Source organism: Janthinobacterium salmonicoloratum (assembly GCF_051380845.1).
Classification (GTDB): domain Bacteria; phylum Pseudomonadota; class Gammaproteobacteria; order Burkholderiales; family Burkholderiaceae_D; genus Janthinobacterium; species Janthinobacterium lividum_F.
On record NZ_JBNYXV010000004.1, the window covers coordinates 88,841 to 102,034 of the forward strand.

12 protein-coding genes and 1 tRNA gene are annotated in these 13,194 nt (G+C 59.3%); 1 reads left to right on the forward strand and 12 read right to left on the reverse strand.

Annotated elements, in window-relative coordinates; genetic code table 11:
- Positions 1-55 precede the first annotated feature (55 nt).
- From epsE to ACQ4WY_RS20025, 6 genes are all read right to left on the reverse strand, one after another.
- Complete coding sequence (epsE, locus tag ACQ4WY_RS20000; RefSeq protein ID WP_353658410.1) at positions 56-844, reverse strand: polysaccharide export protein EpsE; 789 nt, start codon at positions 842-844, stop codon at positions 56-58.
- Between the two features lie 54 nt (positions 845-898).
- Positions 899-1,882: an EpsD family peptidyl-prolyl cis-trans isomerase gene (locus tag ACQ4WY_RS20005; protein ID WP_436505523.1), complete on the reverse strand. Its 984-nt coding sequence runs from the start codon at positions 1,880-1,882 to the stop codon at positions 899-901.
- Between the two features lie 505 nt (positions 1,883-2,387).
- Positions 2,388-3,770, reverse strand: coding sequence for an undecaprenyl-phosphate glucose phosphotransferase (locus tag ACQ4WY_RS20010; protein ID WP_353658413.1), 1,383 nt, complete (start codon positions 3,768-3,770; stop codon positions 2,388-2,390).
- A gap of 8 nt (positions 3,771-3,778) precedes the next feature.
- Entirely contained in the window at positions 3,779-5,026 is a 1,248-nt protein-coding gene (epsL, locus tag ACQ4WY_RS20015; RefSeq protein ID WP_353658414.1) for an XrtB/PEP-CTERM-associated polysaccharide biosynthesis outer membrane protein EpsL, read from the reverse strand.
- A 40-nt stretch (positions 5,027-5,066) separates the two neighbouring features.
- Positions 5,067-5,729, reverse strand: a complete 663-nt coding sequence (locus ACQ4WY_RS20020; RefSeq protein ID WP_436505525.1) for a CAAX prenyl protease-related protein — start codon at positions 5,727-5,729, stop codon at positions 5,067-5,069.
- 176 nt (positions 5,730-5,905) lie between these two features.
- Positions 5,906-7,798 carry an ATP-binding cassette domain-containing protein gene (locus ACQ4WY_RS20025; protein ID WP_353658416.1) on the reverse strand — a complete coding sequence of 631 codons (1,893 nt, stop codon included), beginning with the start codon at positions 7,796-7,798 and terminating at the stop codon, positions 5,906-5,908.
- A gap of 221 nt (positions 7,799-8,019) precedes the next feature.
- Between ACQ4WY_RS20025 and ACQ4WY_RS20030 the strand changes: the two genes are divergently transcribed.
- Positions 8,020-8,094 (forward strand) — tRNA-Arg (locus ACQ4WY_RS20030).
- A gap of 473 nt (positions 8,095-8,567) precedes the next feature.
- Here ACQ4WY_RS20030 and ACQ4WY_RS20035 read toward each other — a convergent pair.
- From ACQ4WY_RS20035 to ACQ4WY_RS20060, 6 genes are all read right to left on the reverse strand, one after another.
- Positions 8,568-9,314 (reverse strand): PEP_CTERM-anchored TLD domain-containing protein, encoded by a 747-nt coding sequence (locus ACQ4WY_RS20035; RefSeq protein WP_436505527.1) that lies wholly within the window; start codon positions 9,312-9,314, stop codon positions 8,568-8,570.
- A gap of 123 nt (positions 9,315-9,437) precedes the next feature.
- Positions 9,438-9,830 carry a RidA family protein gene (locus ACQ4WY_RS20040; RefSeq protein ID WP_426088825.1) on the reverse strand — a complete coding sequence of 131 codons (393 nt, stop codon included), beginning with the start codon at positions 9,828-9,830 and terminating at the stop codon, positions 9,438-9,440.
- A 17-nt stretch (positions 9,831-9,847) separates the two neighbouring features.
- Entirely contained in the window at positions 9,848-11,008 is a 1,161-nt protein-coding gene (locus ACQ4WY_RS20045; RefSeq protein ID WP_436505528.1) for an acyl-CoA dehydrogenase family protein, read from the reverse strand.
- Position 11,009: 1 nt separating this feature from the next.
- Positions 11,010-11,864, reverse strand: coding sequence for an enoyl-CoA hydratase family protein (locus ACQ4WY_RS20050; protein ID WP_353658420.1), 855 nt, complete (start codon positions 11,862-11,864; stop codon positions 11,010-11,012).
- A 2-nt stretch (positions 11,865-11,866) separates the two neighbouring features.
- The gene (locus tag ACQ4WY_RS20055) at positions 11,867-12,379 is read right to left on the reverse strand and encodes a MarR family winged helix-turn-helix transcriptional regulator (RefSeq protein WP_436505530.1); all 513 of its coding nucleotides are present in this window, start codon (positions 12,377-12,379) and stop codon (positions 11,867-11,869) included.
- Positions 12,380-12,392: 13 nt separating this feature from the next.
- Positions 12,393-13,193, reverse strand: coding sequence for an SDR family NAD(P)-dependent oxidoreductase (locus ACQ4WY_RS20060; RefSeq protein ID WP_436505532.1), 801 nt, complete (start codon positions 13,191-13,193; stop codon positions 12,393-12,395).
- Position 13,194 lies beyond the last annotated feature (1 nt).

Here is a 13,194-nt window from a genome sequence, read left to right on the forward strand (position 1 = left end):
ACTCTCATATCAGTAAAACAAAGCCAGTCAGGCCGGCGCGCCGGAACGATTCAGCTTAAAACAAACTTTCTTTGACATACACAACATCATCGATTTGAACGATGTCGTCATGCTTGGCATCGAGCACTTGCATGACGCCGGCAGCATCGCGGCGCTTGATGCGCACGCCACGCTCGGTACCGCGCTGCGTCAAACCTCCGCCAACGGACAGGGCTTGCAACACAGTCATCGAGCGCTCCAGGCGGAATGCTCCCGGACGCTGCACTTCGCCATAAATATAAAAGCGCGGTGCCCGCTCGACATACAGGACATCGTTGCCAGTCAAGTCAAAGTCGCGGGCCAGATCTGCACTGCGCATCATGTCGACGATGTCAACAGTCTCTTTGGTGGTGGTGCCAGCACGCTTGCGTATCAAGCTAACCACATCGCCACCTTCAGGACTCTGGCCGCCAGCCATGGCCAGAATATCGAGCAGACTACGCTTGCCCTCAATCGGATAGCGCCCCGGGCGATTTACCTGACCCAGCACAGACACTTGTTGGCTCTGCAATGCAGTCACAATGATGTTGACCTGAGCCTTGCGTAAAAAACCGCCGCTTTCAAGCGCCTGGCCAAGCTTTTTCTCTGCCGCAGCAACAGACAAGCCTCCCACACCAACGGTCCCGACCAAAGGGAAGGTAATGTTGCCGGCCTCGCTGACGCGTGTTTCCAGACCAAGATCAGGACTGCCGTACACGGAAATCTTCAGCACATCACCAGCACCGAGCAATACCTCGGCGGCGCCTGCCATACCAACGCTGCAAGCCATCAGTACAGCTGCCATCCACATTGCAAGTCGTTTCATGATTTGCTCTATCCTTTTAAAAACTCTGTTGTACCTCAAAATACCTGCCTGCTCTTACTTCAAGCCCAGCCCGGCGCGCGCATCAACCTCGCTATTGTTAGCCGCCGGAGCCGGCGGTGCAGCAACGGGCGCCGCCGCCGGCGCTGAAACGGCTGCAGCGGATGCGGATGCGGACTTCTCGGTCTTGTTCAGGTATTCGATCTTGGCGCTGGCGCGCAAACGTTTCAGTTCGGCTTCCGCGGCATCCTTGTTCTTCTTATTGAACAGGAACTGTTCGATCTGCCGCGTCGCTTGCGCCAGGGCCACCGGGCTCTCCTTGATATCGGCCAGGGAAATCAACAAGGTACGCTCACCTTCGCGGACGATGAACAGCTGACCTGCCGGCATTGCCGCCAGCTTGGCACTCAATTCAGGCGCGAGATCGGCACTGGTACGCGACAGTTGCATACGGCCATACTTGACGTGATTCGTGTCCAACCATGCCGCCACTTCTTCCAGCGACTTCGCACGATCCATCGTTTTCTTCAACTCATCCTTCATGTCGGCCGAGGCGATAACCAGTTCACGCATATCAAACTGTTTGCGCTGGCTAAAGTACGGCGGATTCTTGTTAAAGTACTCCTCCACCTCGGCCGCTGTCGGCTTCGCAATTACACCGATGCGTTTTTGCATATACGCCTGGGCAACGATCAACGCCTTGGCACGTTCAACAGCTTGCACCACCTTGGGGTCACGGTCGATTTTTTCTTTCACGGCCTCATTTTGCAATAACTGGCGGTCGATCAAGGACTCCAGCAATTGCTTGCTGGCCGCTTCCTGCTGAACTGCGGGTACATTGGCATGCTGCAGCTCGTCATTCAGTTGCAATACCGTGATTTCCTCGCCGTTGACGCTTGCCAGGGCCTGGCCGGCCTTTTTTTCCTTGCCTCCACAGGCCGTCAGTCCGACGACGGCGAAGACGGCCAACGCAGCGCACAACAATCGCGTATTGACGACTGATCTGCGGAGTGTCAAAGCAGAGTTGTGAAAATGATTCAAGATTACTCCTTCGATTTAGCATCCAAAAACGCAATTAATTAACACTACGCAAGCTCCTTCCGACAGGGGAGCATTGCCTAAAACAACACCTATCTTCAGAAATCAATGATCTGCTGCAAACAATTATCAATATAGTAAAATATCATACACAAAATACAAGGAAATGGGAAATTATTTGCATAAAAATCTATTAAGAAGGTTTTAAAACAACTGTTTCTCGTGTCGACTTGTCGGAAAAGCCTACCTGAATGAACTTCTTCTCGAAGTAAAGTGCTTTTAAGCAATAGATTTCTGTTTACGCAATATGTCTTGCTCGCACGCTGCTGATCCACCATACACCGGCAGTGGATGACGGCAAGGATGGGGCGGCGCAAGATGCGAACGTAGAGCAAGCATAGCTACTGTGTCAGTGGGCGGGGGCTGCAGACTATCCCGAGGATGATCTGCTTGTGCATATTTTATCGCGTATTGACTGAGCGAAAAATAAATCGCTCCCTCCTGCCGGTCAATGCGCGTTATCGCGTTTCAGCACTACCTTCACGGTGCGCATGATGATCCACAAATCGAGCCATAATGACCAGCTACGCAAGTAATCAAGGTCAAAATGTATACGTGCCTCCATCTTGTCCAGGGTCTCGGTCTCGCCGCGCAAGCCATTGACTTGCGCCCATCCGGTGATGCCAGGTTTGACTTTGTGGCGCAGCATATAGCCTTTGATCAGCTTGCGGTACTGTTCGTTGTGCGCCACCGCATGCGGACGCGGCCCGACGATACTCATGCGCCCTTGCAGCACGTTGATAAACTGCGGTAATTCATCAAGCGAACTCTTGCGCAGAAAAGCGCCAATGGAGGTCAGGCGCTGGTCATTCCTGGTGGCTTGCACCACCTTGTCGCCATCCTCGCTAACCGTCATTGAACGAAATTTATAGACAATAATCTCTTCGCCATAAAGACCATAGCGGCGCTGGCGAAAAATCACGGGCCCCTTCGAAGTCAACTTGACGGCGATGGCGATGAGCAGCATCACTGGCAGCAACATAATCTGAATCAATAAACCCAGCACGATATCGCTACTGCGCTTGACCATGCTGTTAAAGCCCGTGAACGGTGATTCGCGGATGGCGATCACGGGCATGCCGCCCACGTTGTCGAAACGCGCCTGCATCAGATCGAAAATGTAAATATCCGGCAAAAAATACACGGAAGCCGTCGTATCTTCGAGCTCATCGAGCATCTTGCGGATGCGCGGCTGGGCCGAAATCGGCTGGCTGATGAATATCATCTTGATATTGTGTTCGCGCACATAGGCGGCAATATCGGTCATTTTACCCAGCATTGGCTCGCGCATCGTCTCCGGCCAGCGGTCATCCGTTCGATCGTCGAAAAAGCCGCGCACGCTCATGAAGAGATTCGGATTGCGCTCGATGATGGTGGCAAACTTCAGGCTGGCGTCATTGGCACCGATGATGACCACAGAGCGCACTTCGCTGTCGCCGTCCGGACGCAGGCTGAACCTGCGGCCGGCCAGGTGCCCGGCCAGCAGCACGAAAGGCGTGAGGACGAACCAGGCCAGCACCACCTGGGTATCAAAGTGATAGGCAAGGCCGGTGGCCGAGCCGAGGAAGGTCAGAATGAGCGCGGTGATCGTCCAGGCCACCAGAATATCGCGCGCATACGCCAACATGCGCCCGCTGCGCCAGGTACGGTAAGGATCGACGTGATGGAATACCGTCGACGCAATGAAGACGGCGAGTATCATCAACACCAGCGTATAGCCGGTAAATGGCGAACCCGACAGGACCGTCATCAGATACAGCAAGCCCATGATGATGATCGGATCGAGAACGCGCTGAAAAAACGAAATCAGAGGTATATCATTGACAGTCATGTTGATCTTTAAAACTGTACGCTGCCATTGAACGAAATACCCTTGGCCCGATAGCCGCCGCTATCAACGATGGCGACGCCTTCGCGCCGCTCGTGGAACAGGCGTACGCCAAGCTGGATTTTCGGATGTGGCGCATAGTTGGCGCCAAGCGAGGCGGTGCGGGTGGTGTCGCGGCCGTCGCCAGGCAGCACCAGGCCGCTGACGGCAGAGAAATCGCGCCGTTCCTGGCGCAGCAGCGCATCGATGCTCACCTTGGACGTCGCGGCCCAGGTAGCCGCCACGCTCGCGCCCGTATTCAGGCTGCTCGTCACCAGCGAATTGTCGACCGAACCGAATTCGCGCCAGACGACGCCCGTGAAATTGACCTTGCCCAAAGGCTTCCAGTACACGCTCAGCCGACCATTCGTGCCGCTGACATCGTGTCCGGACAGCAAGCTGTTGCGGTGGCGCACCCAGCCGCCCAGAAACTCCATTTGCGTGATGCCGCTGAGTTCCCAATAGACGTTTGCCTTGATCTCGTCCTGGGTATAGCCATTGCCGTAAATGCTGGTATCGAGCGCACCGCGATTCGGATAGTTGCCGTCCAGGTGGCGCAGCTGCAGGCCGATGCGGCTATTGCTGCTCGCCAGGTAGTCGACGCCAAATTCCGTCGAGTCTTCCGTCCAGTTGGAAAAGGCCTGCGATGGCAAGTCGTACGAATAGCGGTTACGCGCCAGGCCGCCGCGCACGCGCCAGCTGGGGTGGAAGCGCCAGGCGCCATTCACATACTCGCGGCGCTCCGTGCGCAAATTGCGCACCGTGCTTTGGAAGTCGCTGAACGGCGTCAGGGTTTGCGAATAACTGGCGCCCACATGGCCTTCCAGGTGGTTGGCGATGTGCCACTCCAGGTCGGCCAGGTAATCCTTGCCATCGTAGTCGAACTGGCTGAAACGGTTGAAGCTCACCTTCGACCATTTGGCCTGGCCCGTCAGTATCTGGCGGCCGATGGGACGGTTGAACAGAAAGCCCGCCTGCAGCATCCGCGACGTATCCGAACGGGGGCCGGAAAAACCCGGCACCTCGTCCGGCAAGCGCATCAGGTTGTCATCGTAGGAATAGGAGGCGGCAACGAAGGGCTTGATGGTGTCGCTGATATCTGCCAGCGCGGCGCCACTGGCCAGGGTACCTGCCAAGGTGCTGAACAAGAGCGCAGCATGCAAGCGTGGGGGAGCCGTAAAGGCAGCGGCAAGGGCTTTTTTACGCAAGGAATTCAACATGGATTTTGTCTTTGAAAGATCACACAGTTGATAGGCAATACTACCAGTAAATCCAGTGCCCACCAGAAATAATCCAGAACCCCAGCACGCCGTTCGTCACGCCGTGCGCGAGGATGGGCGACCACAGGGACTGGCTACGCATGTACAACAAACTGTAGACAGCACCGGCAACGATGCCTGCCAGCCATAAATTATGCTCAAAGCCAAACAGCAACACGCTGATGACGAAGGCCTTGGCACTGGCAAGGCGCGGATCGGTCCGCAAAAAATCCGGCTTGTCGATCCAGCGCAGCAGGAAGGAGCGCCAGAACAGCTCCTCCATCACCGGCACCACCAGCGCCGCGCCCGCGATACGCAGCACGACCAAGCTCCACTCGATGCGGCCATCGGTGCGGGGATCGAAGCCGTCTGGGTTGCCGATGCGCATCCAGCTGGCGTCGAGATTAATCCACAGCAGAAAAACAACAACACCGCTTGCCAGCGCTCCGAGAATGGCACGCGCGCCCAACGGCGTCCACTGCAATTCGGTGTAACTGCGGCGCCAGTACAACAACAGGCCCAGCACGACGCCGATCTTGACCGCGTACAGCCAGCGCAAGTCCTGTGCGGCAACGCCCAGGCGGCCGAGCATGTCGGCAATGAAAATAAAGGAGAGATAGGCCAGGAATGGCGCTACCCGGGGCAAGGCGGCGCGCTCAAACATGCTGCTGCGCATCGGATGTGGAGCCACGCGCCGGACGCCGTGGTCCGGAACGCGTGTTTTTCATGACAAACATGCATTCCCCGATGTAATAAATATAATTATATAATTATATCAAGACGGACCGTTGCCGTGGCAAATAATCCTGACTTAATTACAACAGGGTCTACAGAAAAGCATCAACCGTTGGCGCGTGCCTCGATCTGCTCCCACTTTTCCAGCGCTTCCAGCAATTCGCCTTCGATCTCGGCCACGCGCGCGTTCAGGCGCTTGCCTTCGGCTGGCGTCTTCTTGTAGAAGTCCGGATGCGACAGCTCGGCGGCCAGCACCGATTGCTCATCTTCCAGCTTGGCGATCAGTTTCGGCAACTCTTCCAGCTCGCGCTGTTCCTTGTAGCTGAGCTTTTTCTGCTTGGCGGCCGGTGCGGCAACCTCGACTTTGACCGCCGGTTTGCTGGCTGGCGCCGTGGCGATCGGCAAGGTGCGCACGCGCTCCCAGTCCGTGTAGCCGCCGACGAATTCGCGCCACTTGCCCTCGCCTTCGGCGACGATCACTTGCGTGACCACGTTGTCGAGGAAGGTGCGGTCATGGCTGACGAGGAAGACGGTGCCCGTGTATTCTTCCAGCAACTCTTCCAGCAATTCCAGGGTATCGATATCCAAGTCATTGGTCGGCTCATCGAGCACCAGCACGTTGGCCGGCTTGGCGAACAGGCGCGCCAGCAGCAAACGGTTGCGCTCGCCACCGGATAGCGACTTGACGGGCGAACGGGCGCGTTCCGGCGCGAACAGGAAATCGTTCAGGTAAGTCATCACGTGACGGCGCTGGCCATTGATCTCGACCCAGTCGCTGCCTGGCGCGATGGTTTCCATCAGGTTCGCCTCTTCGTTCAGCTGCGTGCGCATCTGATCGAAATACGCCACTTGCAGCTTGGTACCCAGGCGGATGGTGCCCGTGTCCGACTCTTCCTGGCCCAGGATCATCTTTAGCAAGGTGGTCTTGCCGGCGCCGTTGGCGCCGATCAGGCCAACCTTGTCGCCGCGCAAGATGGTGGCGCTGAAATCCTTGACGATGACCTTGTCGCCGTAAATCTTCGAGACGTTTTCCAGGTCCGCCACGATCTTGCCCGAGCGTTCGCCGGCCGATACGTCCAGCTTGACTTGTCCCTGCTGTTCGCGGCGCGCATTGCGCGTCAGGCGCAGCGCTTCCAGGCGGCGCACGCGGCCTTCGTCGCGCACGCGGCGGGCCTTGACGCCCTTGCGTATCCACACTTCTTCCTGCGCCAGGAACTTGTCGAACTTGGCGTTTTCCACTTCTTCGATTTCCAGCTGCTCCGCCTTGCGGGTCTGGTAAGCCGTGAAGTTGCCCGGGTACGACAGCAAACGGCCGCGGTCGAGTTCGATGATGCGCGTGGCAACGTTGTCGAGGAAGGAGCGGTCATGGGTAATGAACAGCACGCTGCCCTTGAAGTCGCGCAACAAGCCTTCCAGCCACAGGATGGAGCTGAAGTCCAGATGGTTGGTCGGCTCATCGAGCAGCAACACGTCGGGCGCCGACACCAGCGCGCGCGCCAGCGCCACGCGCTTTTGCATCCCGCCGGACAGGGTTTTCATCAGCATGTCGCCCGTCAGGTTCAAACGGTCGAGCACGGTTTCCACCTTGTTCGGCAAGCTCCACGCATCGGCCGCATCGAGTTTGACCTGGATGTCGTGCATGCGTTCCATCAGTTCGTCGTCATTGCCCTGGCCAAACTGGCCCGTCAGCGCATCGTATTCCTTCAGCCACGCCTGCGATTCGCCCATGCCGGAAGCGACGGCGTCGAACACGGACATTTCCGGGTCGAATTGCGGTTCCTGCTCCACATACGCGATCTTGATGCCTTGCTGCATTACCAACAAGCCGTCATCGAGCTTGAACTTGCCCGAAATAACCTTCAACAGCGACGATTTACCCGTACCGTTGCGGCCGATCAAACCGACCCGCTCCGAGGTTTCCAGTGAAAATTCCGCGTGATCGAGCAGCGCGACGTGACCGAACGCAAGTTGCGCCGATGAAAGAGAAATGACAGCCATAAATGAGTAAGAGTGCTCGGGCGCCGTCTCGCGCACACCGCTTGGTGTGCAAAACAGCCGCCGATTAGATGAATGAAGCACGCATTGTACCGATACTCGCGCAAGCATAGGCATATCTTGCAAACTGTCGGCTATAATTGCGCTCGATTCGCGACACATGGGACGTCCTGTACGCTCCTTGCCGCCGGATCCGGCATGGCAGCTTGCCACGCCTGAGCGTCCTCCCCGTAGCACAATGGATAGTGCACATGCCTCCTAAGCGTGGGATACTGGTTCGATTCCAGTCGGGGGGACCAACCGTCTACTCATACGCGACACTCTCAAGTGACATTTCCGCGCAGCCTTTGGCGCGCCAGCACGCCGCTGAACCGCTGGCGGCATGACGTTACGATCCAGTCCAGCATCACTACCCGACATCGACCGCCAACAGAGCCAGACTGAGCACGGAAGACAAGTCGACCAGCAGGTAGCCATTGCGAAAGGTCAGGTCACCGTCAGTTGCGGGAGACGTTCTGCACGCGGATGCCGGAGCACGTCGACAGCCAGGTGGCTGATCGCCGCTAATCTGACGAAGACGCGATAGGCGGCACGGCGAACGGCCAGGCAGCAGGGGGAGAGGGAAGTTCCTGAAACTCCCCCTGCTTAGCGGGGACAGAACCATGGCGAACGGGGGTGATCCGGGCAAGGTGAAACACGGCAATCAGCAAGGCTGGCGTTGCCGTGAGCATCTTCAAAAAAGTGAATCAGAAGGCAAAAATTGGCGCTACGGTCAGCCACGAACGCTGGCATCGCCTATTGCCACACGGCGGCCAAAGCACCGTAAACCTGCCAGAGAAACCAGGCCAAGCAGCAACATTCCATATGTGGCAGGCTCGGGCACGGCACTGATGGAAAATACCTGGAGGGCACCATAAGTCACATCGTAGCCCTTCCAAATGGAGCCATCGAGCAGACTGACGCCAGTCGATGGCTGCCCAAGATAATTGTAGGTGTACAGCAAAGAGCTGCCGCCGTTCGTCAGATCCCGCGGAACATACAAATCATGCCCGTAGCCGAAGGTGGGGCCGAAATCGGCACTGTTGTACGTTTGATCTTTGCCTATCCCGTCGCCATTGAAATACTGCTTCAATTGCGGAAGCATGATACCGCTCGTCAAGTTGAACAGGAAAGCCGTGCGGGAACTATCGTCCATCGTCACATGCACGCCATCGGTGGAACTCCAGCTTTGCGGATTATAACCACCCACGAGCCAAGTCTGCCCAGAGCTGTTGCTTGCCTCCATGACAGAAAAAGTGCGCCCCTGCCCATCGGATGCCTTGTGAAAATCCAGCGAAGTATCACCGGCCGCCTTGGTATAAATATTATTCAAAGACAACTGGCCTTCACCCAGCCAGTTCTCCAGTTGCGTTTGGTAGGCGGGAGAGAGTAATGACGTACCGGAATCGGCCTGGGCACCCATGCACACAAAGCACATCGCCAACATCGCACCTCTTGCTACTCTGAAATTGTTCTGCATCTTGCACCTCAATTATCAATATTGTAAAACGACGCATCACTTACGATTACCAATATAACACGATAGATGGTATTTTTATATTTATAATTTAGATATCAAAAAGCAATATTTCGTAACGGAAATTTAATCAGGCAGCACCGCCGTCACTTCGATTTCCACTCTGGCACGATCCTCGATCAGGCCGGCCACTTGCACGGCCGTCATGGCTGGAAAATGCTTGCCGATCAGCTCGCGGTACGCCACGCCGATTTGCGGGTACGCCGCCACGTACTCTTTCTTGTCGAGCACATACCAGTTCATGCGCACGATGTGCTCGGGCAAGGCGCCCGCCTCGGCCAGCACGGCGACGATATTCTGCAAGGCCTGGCGCACCTGTCCCGCAAAATCGTCCGTATGGAACTGGCCCTGCGCATCCCAGCCTATCATGCCGCTGACGTACACCGTGCGTCCGCTGGCGGCCACGCCGTTCGCATAGCCGCGCGGCCTGGCCCATCCTGGTGGTTGTAAAACTTGCATATTGCTTTCCTGGTTATTCATACGGGTCCCGCCTCGCGCAGCAGTTCGCGCGCGATGATCAATTGCTGTACTTCGCTGGCGCCCTCGTAAATGCGCAAGGCGCGAATTTCGCGGTACAGGCGCTCGACCGGATGGTCGCTCACCACACCCATGCCGCCGAACAGTTGCACGGCCGCGTCGATCACCTGCTGCGCTGTTTCCGTGGCCGTCAGCTTGGCCATGGCCGCTTCCTTCGTTACCTTGCGGCCCTGGTCGCGCTGCCAGGCGGCGCGGTAGGTGAGCAGCGCGGCCGCGTCGATGCCGGTGGCCATCTGCGCCAGCTTGGCCTGCGTCAGCTGGAAGTCCGCCAGGGTCTGGCCGAACATCTGGCGCGCCATGGCGTGGCGCAGCGCTTCATCGAAGGCGCGCCGCGCAAAGCCCAGCGCCGCGGCGGCCACCGAGGTGCGGAACACGTCCAGTGTCGCCATCGCCACCTTGAAACCCTGCCCCGCCTCGCCCAGGCGCTGCGACATGGGCACGCGGCAATTGACAAAGCGCAGGCGCGCCAGCGGATGCGGCGCGATGACGGCGATGCGCTCGGCGATTTCCAGGCCGGGATTGTCGGCGTCGACGATGAAAGCGCTGATGCCGCGCGCGCCCGGAGCCTCGCCCGTGCGGGCGAACACCACGTAAAAGTCGGCGATGCCGCCATTCGAGATCCACGTCTTTTCGCCGTCGAGCACATACTCTTCGCCGTCGCGGCGCGCAGCGCACGCCATGGCAGCCACGTCGGAGCCGGCCTGCGGCTCGGACAAGGCAAAGGCGGCGATGCGCTTGCCGCTGGCCACGTCCGGCAAATAGCGCGCCTTGTTCTCAACGCTGCCGAACAGGCCGATGGCGCCGGAGCCCAGGCCCTGCATGGCAAAGGCGAAATCGGCCAGGCCGCTATGGCGCGCCAGGGTTTCGCGCATCAGGCAAATGGCGCGCGTGTCGATCTTGCCATCGACGCCGGTAGCATGCGCGAGCCAGCCGCCCTGCCCCAGTTGCGCCACCAGCGCGCGGCAGGCCATATCGACGTCGGCGCCATGGGCGTCGTCCAGATGCAGAGTCGCCCAGGCATCGAGCTCCCGTTCAAGTTCGGCATGGCGCGCTTCGAAAAACGGCCAGTCCAGGTAAGTCGTGTCGCGTGTACTGCTCATGTCAATCGCCCTCGAACTGCGGTTTTTCTTTCGCCACGAAGGCGTGATAGGCCCTGTGGAAATCGTTGGTGGCCATGCAAATGGCTTGCGCCTGCGCCTCCGCCTCGATGGCTTCATCGACGCCCATGTTCCACTCCTGCTGCAGCATTTTTTTCGTCATGCCGTGCGCGAAGGTGGGGCCGCTGGCCAGGCCGGCGGCGAACAGCTGCGCCGCCTGCGCCAGTTCTTCCGGCTCGACCAGGCGGTTGAGCCAGCCCCAGCGTTCAGCCTCCGTCCCCGGCAGGGAGCGCCCCGTGTACAGCAGCTCGGCGGCGCGGCCCTGGCCGATCACGCGCGGCAGCAAGGCGCAAGCGCCCATGTCGCAGCCGGCCAGGCCCACGCGGGTAAACAGGAAGGCCGTCTTGCTGCGCGCCGTGCCGATGCGGATATCGGAGGCCAGCGCCAGCATGGCGCCAGCGCCCGCGCAAATGCCGTCGATGGCGGCGATGATGGGCTGCGGACAGGCACGCATGGCTTTCACCACGTCGCCCGTCATGCGGGTAAACGCCAGCAGGCCGGGCATGTCGAGCTTCGTCAGGGGGCCGATGATGTCGTGCACGTCACCGCCGGAGCAGAAATTATCGCCGCTGCCCGTGATCACCACGGCCTTGACGTCGTCCGCATGCGCCAGCGCGCGAAACAGCTCGCGCAATTCCGCATACGAATCGAAGGTGAGCGGATTCTTGCGCTCGGGCCGGTGCAGGGTCAAGGTGGCAACGCCGCCTTCGACGGAAAACAGGAAATGCCGCGCGGCGTAGTGGGCCAGGCTGGCGCGGTTGCCTGGCAGGTCTTGCGGCTGGCCGGGTAGATGGCGCATGGTCAGTCCTTGAGGGAAGTGTTATTCAATTGCTGCTTCATGTGCGACAGCAGGTCGATCAATTGGGTTTTGTCGTCCGGCGTCACGCCGTGCAGCAGTTCGGCGATCCAGCCTTCGTGCACGCGCGCCATCTCGTCGAACGCGCGCCTGCCGGCGGGCGTCAGCTTGACGCTGTAGGAGCGGCGATCCTTCGGATCGACCACGCGCGCCACCAGTTTTTCCTGCTCCAGTTGATCGGTGATGCCCGTGATATTGCCGCCCGTGACCATCATGCGCTTGGACAGTTCGCCCATGCGCAAACCATCGGGAAAGCGTTCGAGCTGCGCCATCAGATCGAAGCGGGGCAAGGTGATGCCAAAGGTGGCGCGCAAACGCGTGCGCACCTCGTTTTCGATTTTTACCGTGCACGAGAGCATGCGCAGCCACAGCTTGAGCGACTGGTGGTGGTCCTGCGTCAGCCGGCTCGCCAGGTCCAGCACGGGTTCGTCTTGCACATTATCGGTTTCTTTATCCATGGTCTTCATTCAGTTACATGACTTCGCCGCCGGCGACGGCGATCGATTGTCCATTCATGGCGGCCGACGCGGGCAGGCATAGCCAGGCCACCGCATCGGCCACTTCGCGCGCCTGCACCAGCCGCTGTTGCGGATTGGCGGCGGCCAGTTCCGCGCGCGCCGCGTCTTCGCCGCGCCCCGTCTTGCGCACGATGTTCTGCACGGCCTGCGCCACCATTTCCGTTTCCGTGTAGCCGGGGCAAACGGCGTTGACGGTGACGCCGCGCGGCGCCACTTCCAGTGCCAGCGCGCGCGTCAGGCCGATCACGCCATGCTTGGCGGCGACATAGGCGCTGACGTAACGATAGCCTTTCAGGCCCGCCGTCGACGCCACGTTGACGATGCGCCCCCAGCCCGCTTCCAGCATGCCCGGCATGGCGGCCTGGCAGCAGTGGAACACGCCCGTCAGGTTCACGGCCAGCATCTGCTGCCAGATGGCGGCATCCGTCTTGCCGAAGGGCGCCGCATGCGCCTGGCCCGCGTTATTGATCAATATCTCGATGCGGCCGAAATGCGCGGCCGCCTGCGCGAAACCCGCCTGCACGGACGCTTCCACGCTCACGTCGAGCACGCAGATGGCCACCCTGCCCGCGTGGCCCGCCTCTTCCAGCTGCATGCGCGCGCGCGCCAGCCGCGCGCCGTCGCGCCCGGCCAGGGTGAGCCGGGCGCCCGCCTCCAGCAAGGCGCCAGCGCAGGCGAGGCCGATACCGCTGCCGGCGCCCGTCACCAGCGCGTGCTTGCCGGCCAATGCGCCATCCCGTTGTTCCTTGTTCATG

Excerpts from the sequence above, each read along its gene's own strand:
- ACQ4WY_RS20055 (WP_436505530.1), bottom strand. The coding sequence starts at position 12,379 with ATGGATAAAGAAACCGATAATGTGCAAGACGAACCCGTGCTGGACCTG.
- ACQ4WY_RS20025 (WP_353658416.1), bottom strand. The coding sequence starts at position 7,798 with ATGGCTGTCATTTCTCTTTCATCGGCGCAACTTGCGTTCGGTCACGTC.
- epsE (WP_353658410.1), bottom strand. The coding sequence starts at position 844 with ATGAAACGACTTGCAATGTGGATGGCAGCTGTACTGATGGCTTGCAGC.
- epsL (WP_353658414.1), bottom strand. The coding sequence starts at position 5,026 with ATGTTGAATTCCTTGCGTAAAAAAGCCCTTGCCGCTGCCTTTACGGCT.
- ACQ4WY_RS20020 (WP_436505525.1), bottom strand. The coding sequence starts at position 5,729 with ATGTTTGAGCGCGCCGCCTTGCCCCGGGTAGCGCCATTCCTGGCCTAT.
- ACQ4WY_RS20035 (WP_436505527.1), bottom strand. The coding sequence starts at position 9,314 with ATGCAGAACAATTTCAGAGTAGCAAGAGGTGCGATGTTGGCGATGTGC.
- ACQ4WY_RS20010 (WP_353658413.1), bottom strand. The coding sequence starts at position 3,770 with ATGACTGTCAATGATATACCTCTGATTTCGTTTTTTCAGCGCGTTCTC.
- ACQ4WY_RS20060 (WP_436505532.1), bottom strand. The coding sequence starts at position 13,193 with ATGAACAAGGAACAACGGGATGGCGCATTGGCCGGCAAGCACGCGCTG.
- ACQ4WY_RS20040 (WP_426088825.1), bottom strand. The coding sequence starts at position 9,830 with ATGCAAGTTTTACAACCACCAGGATGGGCCAGGCCGCGCGGCTATGCG.
- ACQ4WY_RS20050 (WP_353658420.1), bottom strand. The coding sequence starts at position 11,864 with ATGCGCCATCTACCCGGCCAGCCGCAAGACCTGCCAGGCAACCGCGCC.
- ACQ4WY_RS20045 (WP_436505528.1), bottom strand. The coding sequence starts at position 11,008 with ATGAGCAGTACACGCGACACGACTTACCTGGACTGGCCGTTTTTCGAA.